Genomic DNA, 19,657 nt, shown 5'->3' with positions numbered 1-19,657 from the left:
AGTTATTGCTCTGTTGATGCGTTGGTTGGCTGTGAAAAATCGCCACCAAGGGCAATATGAAGATTTATACGGTTAATAATAAGTTGGTTTTTAATTTCGATGACTGAGCTTTGTGCATCAAAAGAGCGGTCTTGTGCATCTAATACGGTGGTGTAAGTGACTAAACCACTTTGATATTGCTCAAATGATAATTGCTCTGCTGCAATAGCATTTTCTTGCGCTTTAAGCGTAGCCTGGTAGCGCTGTTGTAATGACTGCTCTTGCGAAATAGCTTGTTCAACATCATTAAATGCATCATACAAACTCGCTAAATAATTTTGCTCTTGGCTTAGCACTGCTAACCGCGCAGCTTCCTCGTTTGCTTTTAGTCTACCTGCATCAAACAGCGGCATAGAAATGCTACCAACCAACGACCATGCCAGGCTCGACGGAGAAAACAAGTCGCTTACTCGGTCTGTGCTATCACCTAACGTTGCTGATAAATCTAAGCTGGGAAAACGTTGTTTATGGGCATAGGCCAAATTAGCATCGGTACTTAACAGTTGATACCAACTGGCCATTAAACTTGGTTTACGGGTGATCAATTCTGACGGTAAACCTAATGGAATAGGTTTATCTAATAATGGTAGCTCGGCCTCGACAGTTAAGGCGCCTTTTGGATAATCTCCAGTTAGCCGTTCAAGTGTTCGAATAGCTTGATTTAATGTCGCTTTTTGCCCGGCAATTCGCGAGCGTTCAGTATTTAGTTCATTACGCGTTAAATACACATCTAACGCATCATTTAAACCTTGGCGATAACCCGATTCAATAATTGCCAAATTTTGCTCAGCGTTTTTTTCACGCTGTTGATACAGTGCCAATAGCTTTTGCGCACTGATGACATTAAACCAGCCGCTGACTACATCGCCTACTAAGCGCTGCTTACTTTGCTCAAAATTGGCTTGCTCTGCTAAAAATTCAAGGTTAGCTTGACGCTGCGCATCAGATAGCTTGCCCCATAGATCAATTTCGTAGCTGAGGGTTAAATTTGCCGAACTGGCATTATTGTAGCTAACAGGGCGATTATCTTTGCTGCGATTCGTCCGCGAAGATAAATCCAAGCTCGGCCACAACGCGGCGCCTGTGGCAATTAGCTGCTGCTGTTTAATAGCAACATCATAACCGGACTGCAAAATTTGCTGGTTATTTGCTAATGCCTGTTCAACTAGAAAAAAAACTTGTGGGTTTTCTAGCTGCTGCAGCCAATTATCTTCAACCTTTAATGCAGACGTAGTCGCTTGTTGCCAAAGCTCTGGGGTATTTGCGATATCTTGCGCACGTTCAGTAGGATTGAGCTGATTGCTGCATGCACTGAGCAGCAACACACTCACCGCCACTAAACTCGGCTTAAGTTGCCAAATCATATAAAAACCTGAATTACTGCTATTTATGAGTGTAATTCAAGCACCAGTGCAGCAATAGCTCAACTGACTTTACATAACATTACACATGCTTAAAGGAAACAGCGGTGAAGCGCAGGTTTTGTGGGATTAAAGGTGAAAGGTGAATTAGAAAACTCAACCGAGTACTTGGCAAACTTTACTTGTGCTAATTTTCTCTAAAAAAAAAGCCCCGCATTTTCATGCAGGGCTTTAATATAAATGGTGCACTGAGGCGGCAAAAAATTGTCTGGAACAATTTTTAACGTCCGAAGGATGGCCCGTAGGGCAAAATACAGGGAAGCATTTTGTAATCGAACGTAGTTCGAGGCCGCTTATGTTTTAACTTAAATAAAAACAAAAAAGCCCCGCATTTTCATGCAGGGCTTTAGTATAAATGGTGCCTCGACGCGGAATCGAACCACGGACACGAGGATTTTCAATCCTCTGCTCTACCGACTGAGCTATCGAGGCACATCAACTGTGCTGATTTATTGTTAACCTAACAATAAATCTAAATAAATGGTGCCGACTAACCGAGTCGAACGGTTGACCTACTGATTACAAGTCAGTTGCTCTACCAGCTGAGCTAAGTCGGCACACTAAACTGTGTGCTAAGGCACGTTTCAATTTTAAAGATTGATAACTTTTAATAAATGGTGCCTCGACGCGGAATCGAACCACGGACACGAGGATTTTCAATCCTCTGCTCTACCGACTGAGCTATCGAGGCACTTAAACAGTGCTAATTAAATGTTTAAAACATTTAATTTAAATAAATGGTGCCGACTAACCGAGTCGAACGGTTGACCTACTGATTACAAGTCAGTTGCTCTACCAGCTGAGCTAAGTCGGCACACTAAACTGTGTGCTAAGGCACGCATAATGGTGTTTTAATCATTTTATTTAAACACCATTATTTAAATAATGGTGCCCAGAGGCGGAATCGAACCACCGACACGAGGATTTTCAATCCTCTGCTCTACCGACTGAGCTATCTGGGCAATTTCAGTATTAATAAAAATCACAAAGGATTTTCAATGCAATTCCCACTTAGCTCTACTGACTGAGCTATCAGGGCAATTTCAGTATTAATAAAAAATCACAAAGGATTTTAAATATAATTCCCACTTAGCTCTACTGACTGAGCTATCTGGGCAATTTCAGTATTAATAAAAAATCACAAAGGATTTTAAATATAATTCCCACTTAGCTCTACTGACTGAGCTATCTGGGCAATTTCAGTATTAATAAAAATCACAAAGGATTTTAAATATAATTCCCACTTAGCTCTACTGACTGAGCTATCTGGGCAATTTCAGTATTAATAAAAATCACAAAGGATTTTCAATTCAATTCCCACTTAGCTCTACTGACTGAGCTATCTGCGTGTGCGGCGTATTAAACTGGTTTTGCCCTTTCAAGTCAACTTTTTTTTTATTCTTCATAACTGTTTGCACAGTTTTTCAACAAAGCGACTAATAAATGTAAAGTACGCTGTTTTTTACAGCAATAACTCTTTAATTTATGTATTGGATAGGTATTTTAACTGCTTTGTGTACAACAGTCCTAAAAACGTAGTGAATTATTTCTGGTAAATGATAGGATTGATTTCCAGTACACAAGCGACTGTTTAGATTGCGGTTGATAATAGATAAGTTGGATAATAAATGCTGAGTAAATTTTCTTCTCCTGTAAAAGGACTATTACCTCTTTTTATACTAATAAACTTAGCCGTAACAGCACTCGCTGTGGTTGCTTATTCTTTTTACCCTAGCCACACTGAAGACTCAAAAGCACCACCAAGCTCACTAAGTTTAATGACATTAGCTGAGCAATTAGACACTCCTTTAGTAAATGCATTAACTCGAACAGGACAAGATAATGCCACACAACTACTAAATTTAAGTGCTGCGCTTAATAATCAATTTGATTACTACTTATATAGATATACACCTACTGCACAAACACAATTGGTTTTTGCTAGTAATAAACCGGCAATTGCACCGCTAAAACTTGATCAATATTCAGTTGAGCAAGGTATTATTCACTATCAATTAAATTTAAATGATCAACCCGTTGGTGAATTGATCATTAAACAAAAAATAGCTGTAACCCCTCTACTGCCAAATTATTCCATCGGACTTGCATTGGCTATTGCAGGAATTGCTGGAGTAAGTTTATTTTTACTGGCGCTGTTTTTTAACGTTTATCTTAATACGCGGATCCGCAAAAGTAGTGACACTCTTGCGCATAAATTAGAGAGCATCACTAAATCTGGTAGTTACAATACACATATCGACGAACAATTAGATATTGGCCTTGGCGTTGTAGCTAAAAATATCAATCAATTATTACAGCAAGTACAAGATGCCATCAATAGTAATGACATAGCCCAAAAAGATTTGCATAAGCTGCAAAGCAGTCTGGAAACTGAAGTGCAAAACCGCACTTTAGCGCTTGAAAAAGCGAGCCATAGAGCTGAACAAGCAAGCGAAGCCAAAACCACGTTTTTAGCAACTATGAGCCATGAGATACGCACTCCAATGAATGGCGTTATTGGCACCATTGATTTACTAAGGCAAACAGATCTTAATGGCGCTCAGCATCGTCTAAGCACAATTATTCGTGAATCAGCCTTTTCACTACTGGGTATTCTGGATGATATTTTAGATTTCTCAAAGATTGAAGCGGGCAAACTAAATATCGATCCAACTCCTTTTTCGGTCTCGGATACTATTGAAGAAGTTGCCAGAGTATTGTCATCGGTTGCAAAAAAACGCCAGCTTGATTTAGAGCTTGCCATAGCCCCTGATGTACCAATTAATTTAATTGGTGATACTGTTCGCGTTCGCCAAGTACTTTATAACTTATGTAGTAATGCGATTAAATTTACAAGCACCGATGAAAATCGCCTAGGTCAGGTACGCATTGCTGTAGAAGTGGCACAAAATACTGCTGACCATTTTACTCTGCGTTTTAGCGTCAGCGACAATGGTAAAGGTATGAGCCAAGCTCAGCTGCGTGAAATATTCAATCCATTTATTCAAGCCGAAGGATCAATTACCCGTGAGTACGGTGGCACTGGCCTAGGTTTATCTATTTGTAAAAGTTTAACCGAGTTAATGTTAGGGTCGATTAGTGTTACCAGCGATATAGGTATTGGTAGTGACTTTGTGGTGGAATTGCCATTCAGTACTGAAAACACCATAAAGTATGCCCATAAAGGCGCCTTGAAAGATCATTCGGTGATACTCGTCACTGAGCATCAAAGCAGACAACAAACGCTTTCTCGTTATTTATCATTTATGGGAGCAAAAACAATTACAGTGCAAGCGGTGCAAGAAATTGAACAGTATCAAGACAACCCCGGTGTTATTTGGGTGCTTGATGGTATCGATTCAATGGATAGCATTAATTACTTACTACGCCGTTTACTGTACACCCTTGAAGATAATAACCAACAGGTGATCGTACTTAGTAAATTGGATGAAGCCGCAATAAATCACAAAAACATCTTTTACCTTAATGCGTCGCCATTATGTAAGTCAAACTTTATGATGTCGCTATTGGTTGCTGCGGGGCTGCATACACCAAGACAAGTTAAACCAGTTAAAACCCTTAATAATTATTTAAATATTGAACAAGCACGCGAAGAAAACAAACTCGTGCTACTTGTTGAAGACAATATTTTGAATCAACAAGTGCTTACCGATCAACTACATTTACTTGGGTTTGGCGTTGAGGTTGCTGAAAACGGCGAACAAGGTTTAAAAATGTGGCAAAGCGGTCGTTACCCATTAATTTTAACTGACTTACATATGCCTAAAATGTCAGGTTATGACATGGTTGAAAAAATTCGCGACGAAGCCGCGCAACTTGAAGACATCAACGCTCAGCCTTATGTTATTGCAGTAACGGCAAATGCCTTAAAGGGTGAAAAAGAACGCTGTTTAAATGCCGGTATTAACGATTTCATTACTAAACCTGTGGAATTAAATACACTAGAGGCAACACTTAATAGTTGGAGTGAAAGCAAACAAGAGTCGATTACAGCTTCTCCTAATAAGCCGTCAGCACCAATTAACTTTGAAATGCTCGCTAAATACATAAACAATGATGAAGCAAAGCAGTTACGGTTCTTTAAAATGTACTTAGAGCAAAGCCATACGTTAGCTAAAGACATTAATACGGGGGTAATGACCGGTGATAAAGAAATAATAATTGCAGCTTGCCACCAACTTAGATCTATATCGAAAACAATTGGCGCAGAAAAAGTAGCTGAACTGGCAGCTGACTTTGAAGATAGCTGTAAAGAACAAGACTTAACCAGTGATCAACTAATTGAGCTGCGTGACAATTTAGAGATTGAGTACTCTCGTGTTGCACAGTTTTTAAAAGAGCAAGTTAGTAATGCCCAAGAGCAAGATGATCTGATTTAATTCAAGCATTAAAAAAGGGCTTATTGCCCTTTTTATTCGCATGTGAAAATCATTTTTCTGGCGGACGGTATCCTTCAATTTCTACATCTTTATCTTCAAACAAAAAGCCAACCATTTGCTCTTCTAAAAAAGTACGATGCTCTGGATCCATCATATTTAAATGCTTTTCATTGATCAGCATTGTTTGCTTGTGCTGCCACTGTGCAAATGCTTCTTTAGAAATATTATTAAAAATCCTTTCACCCAACTCACCAGGGTAAAGTTGGAAACCAAGCCCTTCGGCTTCTTTTTGTAACTTTTGACAAAATACAGTGCGTGCCATGATTGCTCTCTTGTGCTCTTAGAAACGATATCAGTTAGTGTAAACTATTGTCGCAATTTGTTTAACTAGCTTTTTAGTTGGAGCGGCTAAACCAACCTCTATGGACTGGTCCAATGGGTACCAAACTAGTTGTCGCTCATTCACCACATCAGGCACTTTATGCAAAGTGAGTACATACGGATTAATAGTTAATTCAAAGTGCGAAAATATATGCGTAAAAGGCTCAATTGGCACAGTTGTAATGGCAAGCCCTTGCTGTGCTAAAAAAGTATCTAACTGAGATTTTTGCTCAAACTCAAAAAAACTAAATAAGCCGCCCCATATTCCTGAGTTAGGCCTTTTTTCCATCAATACTTGATCATTACATTGAATAATTAATTGATGACACACTTTCTTTGGCACTGCTTTTTTAGGTTTTGAATGAGGGAACTGTTTTACCTGCTCAGTCTTATACGCTGCACAACGCGAGCGCAACGGGCAAGGTTGGCAATCAAACTTGCTACGTGAGCAGAGGCTTGCTCCTAAATCCATCATTGCTTGGTTAAACTCAGTCACTTGTTTTGCTGGAGTTAACTGCTCTGATAGTTGCCATAATTGGTTTTCAACTTTTTTAACTCCGTACCAACCTTCAATCATAAAGAATCTGGCAAGCACACGTTTTACATTACCATCTAATATAGGGTGATGCTGGCCAAGAGAAAGCGATAAAACAGCTCCTGCAGTCGAGCGCCCAATTCCAGGCAAAGCAACAACCTCGTCTAACGTTGTTGGAAACTCGCCTTTGTATTGATCTCGGATTATCTTTGCGGTTTTATGTAAATTGCGAGCTCGAGCGTAATAGCCCAATCCTGTCCAGTGATGCAGCACGTGATCTTCATCTGCATTTGCTAAAGCGATAATATCTGGAAAACTTTGCATAAACTTTTCAAAGTAAGGAATAACTGTGATTACCTGAGTTTGTTGCAACATCACCTCAGATATCCACACCTTGTAAGGTGTTTTATTTAATTGCCAAGGTAAAGTTTTACGCCCATGTAATTCATACCAATCGACTACTTGCTGAGAAAACCAGCTTGCTTCACTGTTGTTTAACTTCAAAATAACTACTTTTAAAACCCGACCCTTAATGGCGCTCAGTCTATTGCAGTGAGTTAAAATATCAAGTTATAAACATACACAAAAGATAAGGCCTTGTGATCAACGCCGTGGTCAGGGATAATACGCCACCATTTTAAGACATGTTGTTTTCATCAGGCCAAAATATATGAGTGATTCAAGTAACGATAACCTTGAGCAAGCGATGCAAGAAGGTAAATATATTCGTACCATTCGCAGTTTTGTTAAGCGCGAAGGTCGTTTAACCAAAGGACAAGCTGCGGCAATTGAAAAATGCTGGCCAACCATGGGGCTTGAACATCAACAAGGCATGCTTGATCTAGCCCAAGTATTTGGCAATGACAACGACGTTGTTTTAGAAATTGGTTTTGGTATGGGTAAATCATTGGTCGAAATGGCCAAGAGCGCACCACACCTTAACTTTATTGGTATTGAAGTACACCGCCCTGGTGTTGGCGCATGTTTAATGGATGCTGATGAAGCAGGCATTACAAACTTACGTATTTTTGAGCATGACGCTGTTGAAGTATTTGCTGATTGTATTGCTGAGGGCAGCATTACAACGGTGCAACTATTCTTCCCTGATCCATGGCATAAAAAACGTCACCATAAGCGTCGTATTGTACAACCTGCATTTGTAGAGAGCTTGCGTAGCAAATTAAAAATTGGCGGTGTCTTCCATATGGCAACTGATTGGGAAAACTACGCAGAACATATGCTTGAAGTAATGCAAGCAGCGGAGCATTTTAAAAACCAATCAGAGACTAACGATTATGTGCCACGTCCTGATTTACGTCCCTTGACGAAATTTGAGCAACGCGGCCATCGTTTAGGTCATGGCGTTTGGGATTTAATGTTCGAGCGTATTAGCTAAATTAATCAAAACAACTTTAAAGGCAAAGCCATATATGAGCGCATTAACTAATCCAAGTTCACTTTTACTACGCAATAGTGCAAACCTAACGGCGGACTCTATTTTAGTAGTTAATTTTGTGCAAGATGGCTTTTTGTCACAACTGCGCCAGTTAAATCCAAACAGCAAGATCAGCGCTTTTAGCTACAACCATGCTAATGGCGAATTTGCTAAAAATATCAACACTATTGATGTTTGTGTTAGCCATGAGATAGCCGGTCAACACTTTGACCTCGTTATTTATTACTACCCAAAAGCAAAACCTGAAGCATTGATGACGTTGGACAATATTCGCGCGGTTATCAACCCAGACGCTGAGTTACTGGTGGTTGGTGAAAATAAAAGTGGTGTGAAATCGATCGAAAAGCAATTTAGTAGCCACTGTGAATACAGCAATAAAATCGACAGTGCCCGCCATTGTGCTTTGTATTTATTCACCGAGATAAAAACCTTAGCTGAGTTTGTTATTACTCGTTACCACAAACAATTTAATGTTGATGTGGCTGGCGTTAGTTTTAATGCCATTAGCGTACCTGGCGTATTTAATCACGGTGAACTTGATGGCGGTACTAAAATACTGTTAGAGAATGCACCTGAAATTAAATCTGGCAATGTGCTGGATTTTGGCTGTGGCGCGGGTCTTATTGCGACCTTCTTAGGTTTGAAAAATCCAGCTTTGAGTTTTACCTGTACGGATGTTAGTGCTCTTGCAGCTTATGCAACCACGCAAACATTGGCACTTAACGGTGTAAACGGTAGCGCTTTACTAAGTGATGGATTAGCAAATGTAACTGGAAAATTTGAGCTTATTATTTCAAATCCACCATTTCATACCGGTATTGCCACTGATTATACTGTTGCTGAACAGTTTTTAAGTGGTGCTAAACAGCACTTAACTAAGCAAGGCAAGTTAACTATTGTTGCAAACTGCTTCTTGAAATACCCGCCAATTCTAGAAACTCAGTTCGGTAGTTATCAAGTAGTACACAAAACCAATAAATTTTCAGTGTATAGCAGTTAATTACAACTATTGCCTCACAAACGCTGCCAAATAATATAAATGGCAGCTTTTCAATAAAGTTATTATATTTTTTAGTCACTTTGATAGGTCTTTGCTAGACTTACAGCAACTCAATAAAAATTATATAACTGGGCCTTCATTACAATAATGCCTTTATCAACATCGCCAACAAGTATTCGCAAAGCCCTGATCAGTGCAGTCATGCTTGTTACTGCTTTGTGTTTATCGTTATCTATTTCGACCTACCTTGATGTCAAAGAGCAAAAACAGTTAATCATCAATAAGCTCAATATCCTTGCAGAAATTATCGCCTTTAATGCCCAAGTAACCGTACTATTTGATGATAGAAAAACCGAAGAACAACGTCTTAAATCTTTCGAAAAAATTCCACTCGTTAAAAATATACATATTTACGCAATTGACGAAATTTCAAATAAAGCGGTATTTTTTACCAGCTTTAATGCACGAAAAACGCCACCAGTGCCGCTTCGGGTTGATAGTATTGAACAACTCCAACAGCCTAGGATCACTGAAGACTACGTAGAACTAATCAAGCCAATCACGTACGAAGGTGATATTAAGGGTTATGTGTATATTCGTGGCGGCCTAGAGCGCCTCAACGAGTATATCAACCAAAAAATTCTTATTGATATTCTTTTAACGTTATTCGTTTTAATACTGGTTTATTTTGTAGCAAAACGAATTCAAAAACGTATTGCCGACCCTATAGACCACTTAAGCAGATTACTGCAAGATGTCTCGAAAAATCATAATTACAACGCCCGAGCCCCAAAAACTAATATTACCGAAATCAACATGCTTTCGAACAGTTTAAACATCATGCTGACTCGCACGCAAAATCAAATAGAGCGCCATAAAAACGATAAGCAAGAAATTAAACAATTAAACCAAAGCTTAGAAGAAAAAGTAAACCAACGTACAATCGCGCTCAGAGAAGCAAATCAAGAGTTGCTAACAACCCTTGAACGGATGCATCAATACCAAAATCAGATTGTTGAAAGTGAAAAGATGGCCTCTTTAGGGCAAATGGTTGCAGGTGTTGCACATGAAGTAAATACACCTATTGGTTTAGGGATCACTGGCTCTACCCTGCTACGCGATAAACTGGCAGAAATAAGCCTAGGGTTTGAGCAAAAAACCTTAACCTCAAGTCAATTGAAACGTTTTATCGACAATGGTATAGAAAACTTAGATCTTATCTATCGGAATTTAAATCGCGCTGCGGAACTGGTATCCAGCTTTAAAAAAGTAGCGGTGAACCAAGATGGAGAGATTAATTCGCTGGTCAATATGCATGAGCTTATCACCAACGTGATGCTTTCAATGCGTACTGAATTAGAGAGCAAAGCTCCTAAAATCGTTATTCATTGTTCTGAACAATTGATGATCGAAAGTAAAGCAGGCCCGCTTCAGCAGATATTGCAGCAATTGTTAAGTAACTCGGTGATCCACGGCTTTAAAGATAATCAAAATAACGAAATCGAAATTACAGTGGAACGCAACGAAAGTAGCCTGAGCATTAACTATTATGATAATGGTATCGGGGTTGATAAAAGCGTTAAAAAACGCATTTTTGATCCCTTTGTTACCACTAAACGCGGCGAAGGTGGCAGTGGTTTAGGTATGCATCTAGTTTACAACTTAGTCACACAAGCCTTAGGTGGCAATGTTTATTTTGATGATCAAAATATAGAAGGCACACGCTTTATAATTACCTTGCCCTTAACTGAGGCAAGCAAATTATGAAACTAACGGGTTTATTATTGGCTCTGATGCTGTTGTTTCCAGCATTTTTACAGGCTAAATCACCTGAACAAGTCAAATCGGCATTTCTATTTCAGATTGCAAAATTCGTCGAGTTCCCCAAAGTTAACAATAAACAGGCTGTGACTTTTTGTTTTTATGACGTTGAACATGGAATTGGTGAGTTATTAAAGGATAATTCGAATCTTAAAATTAACGATATACCGATTGAAACAGTGTTAATTGATAAAAAACAGCAAATTTCTGAACTTTCTCGCTTTTGTGATATCACATACATTGATGAAACAATGGAAGATGATATAATTCCACTTTGGATCGATACCATTTCATTAAATACCTTAACAGTTGGTGAGAGTATCAATTTTTTAGAAAAAGGGGGCGTTGTCTCTTTGGTCCAAGAAGGGAATAAAATCCGACTGTATATCAATAAACAGCAGTTGTTGCGCAGCAGTTTTAAAGTGCAATCTCGGTTATTAGCTGTTTCTAAATTTCATCCGAATTGATTTTACTTGTTAACAATTGGATATACTCCTATAATCACTAGTATTCGGTTTTATAATACAATACCGAATTAATTGTAAATAAAATATTCCGAAAAAGGTTAATTAATAATGCAAACGCCAGTCATTCTGATTGTAGAGGATGAAGACGTAACTCGACTAAACCTCGTTAGTTTATTTGAAGCTGAAGGTTACAAAGTTATTGAAGCCATTGATGGCGATGACATGCATGACAAGCTTACAAATAATGATGATGTGAACCTTGTAGTTATGGACATCAACCTGCCAGGCAAAAACGGGCTAATATTAGCGCGTGAATTACGTCAAAAGCGTAACGTTGGACTTATTTTCCTAACCGGTCGTGATAATGATGTAGACCGTATTTTAGGCCTAGAAATTGGCGCGGACGACTATATTACTAAGCCGTTCAATCCTCGTGAATTAACTATTCGTGCTCGTAACTTGCTTTCACGTACTGCCCTTGGCGGTGAAGAATCAAGCCTTGAAACAAATGGTGTGATCACTTTCAATGGCTGGGAACTTGACGAAAATAGCCGCTGTTTAACATCACCAAATGGTGATGCCAAACGTTTACCTAAAGGTGAATACAGAGCACTACGTTTAATGCTTGACTCTCCAGGCCGTATTTTTAGTCGTGAGCAGCTAATCAAGCATATGACTGGTCGTGAGTTACGTGCGAATGACCGTACCGTTGATGTAACGATCCGTCGTATCAGAAAGCATTTTGAAAGTGATAACAGCACATCTGAGCTTATCAGCACCATCCATGGTGAAGGTTATCGTTTCATTGGTAAAATTGATAGTTAATATCTGTTTTACCAAGTAATGACAGCATTAACGTTCTAATTGCTGTAAGAATAAATGAAGGGCATGTTGCCCTTCATTTATTTTATCTGCCAATATTACTAACCAAGTCTTTAATACTTCATCACTTTCTTCAATAGAACCATGTTCCATGGTCTTAGCGTGTAACTGTACATCATTTAAACCAACTGAACCTGCAGCACCTTTAAGCTTATGTGCTACAGACTTATACTCTTCACGGTCACCAGCTGCTAATGACGTTGCTAACTCTTGCAGATACTGTGGATTTAGCTTTTCAAATAAACTGCTGCTGCGCTTAAATGTTACTATGCCCATCGAATTAACAAAATCTTCAATGGTTTCAACATCAAGTAACTCTACATTGATATTTTCACTGGCTTCTTTGCTAACCGTCAGGCGTGTTTCATCAGACTGTTGTAGATGTTTAATATCAAATAGTTCAGCCAGCATTTTATCAAGCTTCGTGGTATTGATAGGTTTAGCTAATGCGCCTTGAATTGAGATCCCTTGTAACTCTTCTTCGGCGCTACGCACATTAGCCGTAAGCGCGACAATAGGTAACTTATCAAAATGGCTATCGGCACGGATCTGTCTTGCTACTTCATCGCCATTAATATCTGGCAGTTGCATATCTAGCAGTACTAAATCCAGATCATCCTCAGTTTCAACAAACGACAATGCATCTTCACCGGTTTCAGCCCAGATAACTTCATGACCACGTTGCTCAAGTAAGTTAGTGGCGATTTCAGCATTAAGCGGCACATCTTCAACTAGCAAGATATTCAAACTACGACCAACATAACTTTGTTCAGCCGGAGCGATACAAAGCGCCAGCGGTATTTCAACCACAAAACAGCTGCCCTCTCCTTCGGTACTGCTTACATGTAATTGTCCTTTCATTGCTGTAACCAAAGCCTTGGTGACCGCTAAACCAATACCTGATCCTATCGCATTAGTACCATTTAAATCCGGCGCTTTATAATACATATCAAAAATACGATGTAATTGCTCTTGTGGAATACCTTGCCCGGTATCTGTTACTTTCATGACTAACCACGCGCCATCCGCACGATTTTCCCGAGCACACGCTAATTGAACTTTACCTTTTTGGGTAAATTTAACCGCATTATTTATTAAGTTCCATACCACTTGGCGTAATCGGGTCGGATCTAGTTGCGCATAAATATCCAACATACCTTTGCGCTTAATTTCAAACTCTAGGCCTTTTTGTTCAGCAATTAATCCAGCAAAGTTAACCACATCATTAATAAAGTCGGAAACATTTATTGAGTCGGTAACAATATCGAGTTGCTCGCGGTCTATTTTATCTAAATCTATAATATCATTAAAAATATTTCCTAATGTTTCAGCACTAGAAAATACTGTATTACACCAACTACGTTGCTGCTTATCCAAGTCGGTGTCTAGCAACATCCGGGTTAAACCCACAATACCATTGAGCGGAGTTCGTAATTCATGACTTAGGGTGGCAATAAATTTCCCCTTGTCTTTATAAGCGGTTTCAAGTGCTTGAGCAGCTTCTTTACGGCTGGTGATGTCGCGGCCAAACGCTAATAAACCAATGTAGTCACCGTCATCATTAATAAATGGGAGCTTGCGCATTTCAAACCAACGGTTTTCATTGCCTACAGGGTATTCAACATCAAGCGTTAATGCGGCGTGAGTTTTTTCGACTTTGTTATCAGTTAGTAATACTTCCGGTAAGAATTGCGTTGGATAAATTTCCTCTGCAGTTTTACCTATTAACTCGTCACTTGATTTACCCATCACCTCTTCAAACATTTTATTACAACCGGCAAAAACACCATTGTTATCACGGTAATAAAATAAATCAGGCGATGAATCAACAATAGAGCGCAGTAACATGCCTTGTTGAGCAAGCTCTTGCTGGGTTTTTTTACGCTCGACGATTTCTCGTCTGAGTTCTTCGATTGCACGGTGTTTGGCATGAAATGCCATTTTACGTTCATCTATCTCTACATTTAAGCGATTGATATTATCTTTTAAAGTTTGATTTAATAATTTTTCTTGCTTGGTGGCACTATCTAAATACGCATAGGAAGCATCTAACTGGCGAATTGAATTGATCAACACACTGATAATAATGGGCGACACTACTGCAGTAAAAAACATTACGGCAAGCACATCAACGAGCATCACCTCGCCCACTGCAACATAATAAAACATACACGACAATATTAATGCCAAGACTAATAGTAATGCATAACAGATAGTTGCGGTTTTGAATTCACCGAATCGAGTAATTAAACTGGAAAGTGTTCGAGCCCATGGACTCAAAGAGGAATCGATCATATATAAATCTGTCTCTTAACTATACATATAAGTATATAAAAAATCAGCTGACTACACAGCTACAAAAAAACCACTAGTGCTAATATGTTAGCATTTTTGCATTAACTATTTTCATGTTCCGCGACGAAAACAGAAAATTTTCATCTACCACGTATTTTTTATTTATTTCGTGTAAAATATCGCGCTTTACAATTGCCAATAACGAGATTTTTCATGCAAAGCAAAATGCCCGATATAGCAGATACGGCTCCCGCCTTACAAACAGGTAAATTAGACTGGGTTGGTATGGCTGATATTGAACTGCCTTTTTTATTTGAATCTCGTGATCTTGCGCCTATTAATGTCAACGCTAAAGCTCGTGCTTTTGTTAATCTTCACAAAGAAGACGCAAAAGGTATTCATATGTCGCGGTTATTTTTAGCGCTCGATACCTTATCAACTGAGCAGCAGGTAAACCCCACAACGATTGCTCAAGCACTAGATACTTTTATTTCCAGCCATGAAGGGTTATCGGATCAAGCTAAAATTGAATTTAAGTTTGAACTACCGCTGCGCAGAAAATCACTCCTTAGCGGCAAAGCGGGTTGGAAAAGCTACCCGTTAACCATAGTGGCAAAAATTGACCGCGGTGTACTTAGTTTTGAGTTAAGCCTTGATGTAACTTACTCATCAACTTGCCCATGCTCAGCGGCATTAGCTCGCCAACTTATTCAACAAGCCTTTGTTGAAAAGTTTCAGCAGCATACTCTTAGCCATGAAGAAGTGGTCAACTGGCTTGGCAGTACCGATGGCATAATCGCCACACCGCATTCTCAACGCTCTATTGCCAATGTAAAAGTCAAACTAGATAGCAGCATCCGTGAGTTTGATATTTTAAGCTTGATCAATACTCTTGAAGATGAGCTTAAAACCCCTGTACAAGCGGCAGTTAAGCGTGAAGATGAGCAAGAATTCGCCCGTTTAAATGGTCAAAATCTGATGTTTTGTGAAGATGCTGCGCGTAAAATCAAAGCCGTGTTAGAAGATGCACAATACGCCGATTACTGGTTACAAATAAACCATTATGAATCTCTGCATGCCCATGATGCTGTAGCGATTGCAGTAAAAGGAATTGCTGGCGGATACCAGCCATAACTTAGCTGTTATAAAGTGTAACTTCATTACAACTGGGCACGTAAATTGCTAAGTAATTTATAGTGTCAATTTGTTGTTGTGGAGTTACCGTATGGAATTCGCTTTATTATCAATTTTAGTATTAGTCGTAGGGGCATCTGTTGTTGCGTCAAAGTTTACCGATGATGGCGGAAACCCTTACCCATTCACGCGTAAAACCAGTGTATTTACGCAAGTTGAAAGCTCATTTTTAAACCTTTTAGAACGTGCTGTAGGCGATCAATATAAAATTGTTAGCCGTGTAAAATTAATCGATATCATTGATTGTAAAAAAGGTTTATCTGCTAAAGCTAAACGTGCTGCAATCGCTAAAGCAAAAAACAAACAACTGGATTATGTGCTGATTGATAAAGAAAAGATGACGATTGTGGCAGCGGTTGACTTAGTAAACAACGCCAATAAAGATGGTCATAAAGCACAACGAGACTGGTTTGTTAATGGTGCACTTGAAGCTGCTGGCATTCCACATATCCGTATGAAAGTTAAATCTGGCTATCGGCCATCAGAAGTACGCGAAGCAATTATGTTTAAGCTTGGCAAGCCGACAGCACAAAGTAGTCGCCCGACACGCAACCGTGTTACTAAGCCGGCGGTACTATCTCCTTCGCAAGCTAAAGCCCATTCCACAGCTTTAGCTGAAATATAAGTTTTCTTAAACGATAAAATGCGAGCTTTTAAGCTCGCATTTTTGTTTTTTATCGCTAACTTCACGTATAATCTAAACATCTAATTAGAGGAATTTAAAATTATGAATGTCGGTATTATTGGCGCGATGGAGCCAGAAGTTAAAATTTTGCGTGAAGCAATGCAAAATCCACAAATTCTAACTAAAGCAGGTTTCACTTTTTATACAGGTGAATTAGCTGGTAACACTGTGACTTTAGTGCAATCAGGTATTGGTAAAGTCGCCTCTAGTATTGCAACAACGTTATTGATTGATAATTTTCAACCAGACTGTGTGATCAACACAGGCTCTGCCGGTGGTTTTGATCCATCTCTGAGTGTTGGCGACGTGGTAATTTCATCTGAGGTACGTCATCATGATGTTGATGTAACCGCTTTTGGTTATGAAATTGGCCAAGTACCACAGATGCCTGCTGGTTTTGCCGCTCACCCTAAATTAATCGAGGCTGCACAACAAAGTGTTGAAAGCATCAGTGACGTGAAGACCCTGATCGGCTTAATTTGTACTGGCGATTCATTTATGTGTGATCCGGTGCGTATTGATAAAGCCCGCGCGGACTTCCCTACTATGTTAGCTGTAGAAATGGAAGGCGCTGCCATTGCACAAGTATGCTTTTCTTTAGCTACACCGTTTGTAGTGATCCGTTCAATGTCTGATATTGCAGGTAAAGAGTCACCACAGTCATTTGAAGAATACCTAGAAACCGCTTCAATAAACTCATCAAAAATGGTGGTCGCATTACTAGAAAAGCTGACTACGGTAACGCTATAAGGTGTTACTCAATTTAGTTCAGCAACATTTGGACTTTATTGTATTTATATTAGCGCTCCTTGCTGAGCGCTTTTTACCTTTGGTAAGCTGGTATCACCCAAATACATTTTTAATTGCGGTATTTAGAGCACTTGGGAAACGCGTTTTTCGAAAGAGTGAACCTGCAAGTTACCAATATTTGTCCTCTTCGTTATGTTTCACCTTAGTCATTTTAGTGATCATGACCTTGGTAATCTTACTGCTTGAATTTGCATATTACCCTGAACTATTAGCTGGGTTAATTTTATACCTCAGCCTAGAGTGGCGAAGTGTAGAAAGTAAAGCGCTGCGTATTGCACGACTCGTTAAACAAAATCAAAAGTCTACAGCCCGAGAGTTATTAAAACCACTACTTGCTCGCCAGGTTGATAAATTATCAGGCCCTGGTCTTTGCAAAGCCATTATGGAAACGCTGATCTTAAGAGTGGCTCGTCATTACTTTAGCGTTATTTTCTTTTATTTACTATTAGGCCCTATGGCTGCACTGGCTTATCGCTTACTGACTTTGATCCACCAAGCTTGGCGCAAAGATATTTTGCCTAATAGCCCATTTTTAAAATCACTCAGTTGGCTATTATATATTCTTGAGTGGTTACCTACGCGGATATTGGCGCTGACTGTTGCAGCAAGTAAAGCCAGTAAATTGAGCGTTCATTATATTAAGCATTATGGACGGCATTTTTATCAAACAAATAGTGGCTGGTTATTAAGTTGTTGTTCGGCCTCTGTTGGTGTGCAACTCGGTGGCCCTGCCATATACCAAGATACTCGATTTGATAAAATGCGTATTGGTACTGAGCGTTTACCACAGGCTGATGATATTGCGGTATTGATCAATCGGCTAAATCAAGCGCGTGGCTTTTGGTTACTGGTTATATTTGGCATCGAAATCATTAAAACAATGTTGTAGATCACAAAGAGTAAAAAACCAGCCGAAGCTGGTTTTTAAAACTGAATTTTCATTCTTTACCTATTAAGCACAGGTAATATTTGCAAACTTACGTTTGCCAACTTGATAAATAGCTGTGCTGCCTTTTGCAATTTCAAGCTTAGTATCAGTGACCTTTTCTTCGCCATTGATTTTAACTGCGCCTTGTTTGATCATTCGCATAGCTTCTGACGTACTCGCAACTAAGCCTGCTTCTTTAAGCAAATTAGTAATAAATACGGTATCTTCATCAATCGTTACTGTCATATCTGGGATATCATCCGGTAACGCATTTTTTTGAAAACGTTTAATAAAATCTTCATGCGCACCAACAGCTGCTGCATCGCTGTGAAAACGAGCAATCATTTCTTTTGCTAAATCGATTTTAATATCACGCGGATTAGTACCTTGTGCAACCTTTTCTTTAAGCGCAGCAATTTCGTCAATTGATAAGCTACTTAGCAAATCATAATAACGCCACATCAGCTCATCACTAATAGACATGATCTTACCAAACATATCGTTAGGAGCATCAGTAATACCAATGTAGTTACCTAATGACTTAGACATTTTTTGCACACCGTCGGTGCCCTCAAGTAAAGGCATCATTAATACGGTTTGTGGCTTTTGGCCTTCGTCTTTTTGTAGCTCTCGACCCATTAATAGATTAAAGCGTTGATCAGTACCACCGAGCTCAACATCAGCTTCAAGCGCAACTGAATCCCAACCTTGCACTAATGGATACAAAAACTCATGAATCGCAATTGATTGTCCGCCAGCATAACGCTTTTTAAAATCATCACGTTCTAGCATACGAGCAACAGTTTGACGTGCTGCTAGCTTGATCATCCCTGCAGCGCCTAAATTCTCCATCCAAGTTGAATTAAAAGCAACCGTGGTTTTAGCCGGATCCAGAATTTTAAATACTTGTTCTTTATATGTTTCAGCATTTGCCAAGACATCTTCACGGGTTAGTGGCTTACGAGTTACATTTTTACCCGTTGGGTCACCAATCATACCGGTGAAATCACCAATTAAGAAAATCACTTCATGACCTAAGTCTTGGAAGGTTTTCATTTTATTAATTAGCACAGTGTGACCTAAGTGTAAGTCAGGTGCTGTTGGATCAAAACCAGCTTTGATCTTTAGCTTTTTACCAGACTTTAGCTTTTCGACTAACTCGTCTTCAATTAATATTTCTTCAGCACCGCGTTTTATCTCTGCTAGAGCGGTTTGTAAGTCCACTATGTATTACTCCAAAAAATTCAGTCAATCTGGTGATTCTAGCGTAAATCCGCGCCAGTTTAAATCTACAAAACACTGGTATTAACGCTTTATTAAGTATATCCTGCAATATTAGTGAT

General features: G+C 39.2%; 15 protein-coding genes and 5 tRNA genes. 10 read left to right on the top strand and 10 right to left on the bottom strand.

Annotated features, from left to right (window positions below):
* Positions 1-2: 2 nt before the first annotated feature.
* From H5187_RS00375 to H5187_RS00350, 6 genes are all read right to left on the bottom strand, one after another.
* The gene (locus H5187_RS00375) at positions 3-1,403 is read right to left on the bottom strand and encodes a TolC family protein (RefSeq protein WP_182717019.1); all 1,401 of its coding nucleotides are present in this window, start codon (positions 1,401-1,403) and stop codon (positions 3-5) included.
* A 413-nt stretch (positions 1,404-1,816) separates the two neighbouring features.
* Positions 1,817-1,892: transfer RNA gene (locus H5187_RS00370), tRNA-Phe, on the bottom strand.
* A 49-nt stretch (positions 1,893-1,941) separates the two neighbouring features.
* Positions 1,942-2,017, bottom strand: a tRNA-Thr gene (locus H5187_RS00365).
* A gap of 58 nt (positions 2,018-2,075) precedes the next feature.
* Positions 2,076-2,151, bottom strand: a tRNA-Phe gene (locus H5187_RS00360).
* 47 nt (positions 2,152-2,198) lie between these two features.
* Positions 2,199-2,274, bottom strand: a tRNA-Thr gene (locus H5187_RS00355).
* A gap of 72 nt (positions 2,275-2,346) precedes the next feature.
* Positions 2,347-2,422, bottom strand: a tRNA-Phe gene (locus H5187_RS00350).
* A gap of 666 nt (positions 2,423-3,088) precedes the next feature.
* Between H5187_RS00350 and H5187_RS00345 the strand changes: the two genes are divergently transcribed.
* Positions 3,089-5,860 carry a hybrid sensor histidine kinase/response regulator gene (locus tag H5187_RS00345; RefSeq protein WP_182717018.1) on the top strand — a complete coding sequence of 924 codons (2,772 nt, stop codon included), beginning with the start codon at positions 3,089-3,091 and terminating at the stop codon, positions 5,858-5,860.
* Positions 5,861-5,909: 49 nt separating this feature from the next.
* Here H5187_RS00345 and H5187_RS00340 read toward each other — a convergent pair whose 3' ends face one another.
* Positions 5,910-6,182, bottom strand: coding sequence for an oxidative damage protection protein (locus H5187_RS00340; protein ID WP_145237543.1), 273 nt, complete (start codon positions 6,180-6,182; stop codon positions 5,910-5,912).
* A gap of 30 nt (positions 6,183-6,212) precedes the next feature.
* A complete protein-coding gene (mutY, locus tag H5187_RS00335; protein WP_220493206.1) occupies positions 6,213-7,280 on the bottom strand; it encodes an A/G-specific adenine glycosylase in 1,068 nt (355 codons plus the stop codon).
* 166 nt (positions 7,281-7,446) lie between these two features.
* Here mutY and trmB point away from each other — a divergent pair, with 166 nt between their 5' ends.
* The 5 genes from trmB (at position 7,447) to arcA (ending at position 12,345) form a co-directional block, all read left to right on the top strand.
* On the top strand, positions 7,447-8,172 hold the full coding sequence (gene trmB, locus H5187_RS00330) for a tRNA (guanosine(46)-N7)-methyltransferase TrmB (protein ID WP_145237549.1): 726 nt from the start codon (positions 7,447-7,449) through the stop codon (positions 8,170-8,172).
* A 34-nt stretch (positions 8,173-8,206) separates the two neighbouring features.
* The gene (rsmC, locus tag H5187_RS00325; protein ID WP_182761645.1) at positions 8,207-9,232 is read left to right on the top strand and encodes a 16S rRNA (guanine(1207)-N(2))-methyltransferase RsmC; all 1,026 of its coding nucleotides are present in this window, start codon (positions 8,207-8,209) and stop codon (positions 9,230-9,232) included.
* 147 nt (positions 9,233-9,379) lie between these two features.
* Positions 9,380-10,999 (top strand): sensor histidine kinase, encoded by a 1,620-nt coding sequence (locus tag H5187_RS00320; protein WP_182797435.1) that lies wholly within the window; start codon positions 9,380-9,382, stop codon positions 10,997-10,999.
* Positions 10,996-11,520, top strand: coding sequence for a YfiR family protein (locus H5187_RS00315; RefSeq protein ID WP_149980884.1), 525 nt, complete (start codon positions 10,996-10,998; stop codon positions 11,518-11,520). The genes H5187_RS00320 and H5187_RS00315 overlap by 4 nt, the downstream gene beginning before the upstream one ends.
* 108 nt (positions 11,521-11,628) lie before the next feature.
* Entirely contained in the window at positions 11,629-12,345 is a 717-nt protein-coding gene (arcA, locus tag H5187_RS00310) for a two-component system response regulator ArcA (RefSeq protein WP_016709833.1), read from the top strand.
* A 27-nt stretch (positions 12,346-12,372) separates the two neighbouring features.
* On the opposite strand, the gene arcB is transcribed toward arcA, so the two are convergent.
* A complete protein-coding gene (gene arcB, locus H5187_RS00305; RefSeq protein WP_182797434.1) occupies positions 12,373-14,697 on the bottom strand; it encodes an aerobic respiration two-component sensor histidine kinase ArcB in 2,325 nt (774 codons plus the stop codon).
* 213 nt (positions 14,698-14,910) lie between these two features.
* On the opposite strand from arcB, the gene folE2 reads away from it, so the two are divergent.
* From folE2 to H5187_RS00285, 4 genes are all read left to right on the top strand, one after another.
* On the top strand, positions 14,911-15,831 hold the full coding sequence (gene folE2, locus H5187_RS00300; protein WP_182797433.1) for a GTP cyclohydrolase FolE2: 921 nt from the start codon (positions 14,911-14,913) through the stop codon (positions 15,829-15,831).
* 91 nt (positions 15,832-15,922) lie between these two features.
* Entirely contained in the window at positions 15,923-16,516 is a 594-nt protein-coding gene (locus H5187_RS00295; protein ID WP_145237569.1) for a DUF2726 domain-containing protein, read from the top strand.
* Positions 16,517-16,618: 102 nt separating this feature from the next.
* Entirely contained in the window at positions 16,619-17,326 is a 708-nt protein-coding gene (gene mtnN / locus H5187_RS00290) for a 5'-methylthioadenosine/S-adenosylhomocysteine nucleosidase (RefSeq protein WP_182717012.1), read from the top strand.
* A gap of 1 nt (position 17,327) precedes the next feature.
* Positions 17,328-18,275 carry a cobalamin biosynthesis protein gene (locus H5187_RS00285; protein ID WP_182717011.1) on the top strand — a complete coding sequence of 316 codons (948 nt, stop codon included), beginning with the start codon at positions 17,328-17,330 and terminating at the stop codon, positions 18,273-18,275.
* A 63-nt stretch (positions 18,276-18,338) separates the two neighbouring features.
* On the opposite strand, the gene tyrS is transcribed toward H5187_RS00285, so the two are convergent.
* Positions 18,339-19,538 (bottom strand): tyrosine--tRNA ligase, encoded by a 1,200-nt coding sequence (tyrS, locus tag H5187_RS00280; protein WP_145237578.1) that lies wholly within the window; start codon positions 19,536-19,538, stop codon positions 18,339-18,341.
* Positions 19,539-19,657 lie beyond the last annotated feature (119 nt).

The sequence above is a fragment of the Pseudoalteromonas sp. SG44-1 genome, from assembly GCF_014164315.1.
Taxonomy (GTDB): domain Bacteria; phylum Pseudomonadota; class Gammaproteobacteria; order Enterobacterales; family Alteromonadaceae; genus Pseudoalteromonas; species Pseudoalteromonas rhizosphaerae.
The sequence above is the reverse complement of the archived record's forward strand: the minus strand, read 5'-3'. Positions and strand labels throughout refer to the sequence as shown.

Coding starts and splice junctions, on each gene's coding strand:
- H5187_RS00375 (WP_182717019.1), bottom strand. CDS start 1,403: ATGATTTGGCAACTTAAGCCGAGTTTAGTGGCGGTGAGTGTGTTGCTG.
- H5187_RS00345 (WP_182717018.1), top strand. CDS start 3,089: ATGCTGAGTAAATTTTCTTCTCCTGTAAAAGGACTATTACCTCTTTTT.
- H5187_RS00340 (WP_145237543.1), bottom strand. CDS start 6,182: ATGGCACGCACTGTATTTTGTCAAAAGTTACAAAAAGAAGCCGAAGGG.
- trmB (WP_145237549.1), top strand. CDS start 7,447: ATGAGTGATTCAAGTAACGATAACCTTGAGCAAGCGATGCAAGAAGGT.
- rsmC (WP_182761645.1), top strand. CDS start 8,207: ATGAGCGCATTAACTAATCCAAGTTCACTTTTACTACGCAATAGTGCA.
- H5187_RS00320 (WP_182797435.1), top strand. CDS start 9,380: ATGCCTTTATCAACATCGCCAACAAGTATTCGCAAAGCCCTGATCAGT.
- H5187_RS00315 (WP_149980884.1), top strand. CDS start 10,996: ATGAAACTAACGGGTTTATTATTGGCTCTGATGCTGTTGTTTCCAGCA.
- arcA (WP_016709833.1), top strand. CDS start 11,629: ATGCAAACGCCAGTCATTCTGATTGTAGAGGATGAAGACGTAACTCGA.
- arcB (WP_182797434.1), bottom strand. CDS start 14,697: ATGATCGATTCCTCTTTGAGTCCATGGGCTCGAACACTTTCCAGTTTA.
- folE2 (WP_182797433.1), top strand. CDS start 14,911: ATGCAAAGCAAAATGCCCGATATAGCAGATACGGCTCCCGCCTTACAA.
- H5187_RS00295 (WP_145237569.1), top strand. CDS start 15,923: ATGGAATTCGCTTTATTATCAATTTTAGTATTAGTCGTAGGGGCATCT.
- mtnN (WP_182717012.1), top strand. CDS start 16,619: ATGAATGTCGGTATTATTGGCGCGATGGAGCCAGAAGTTAAAATTTTG.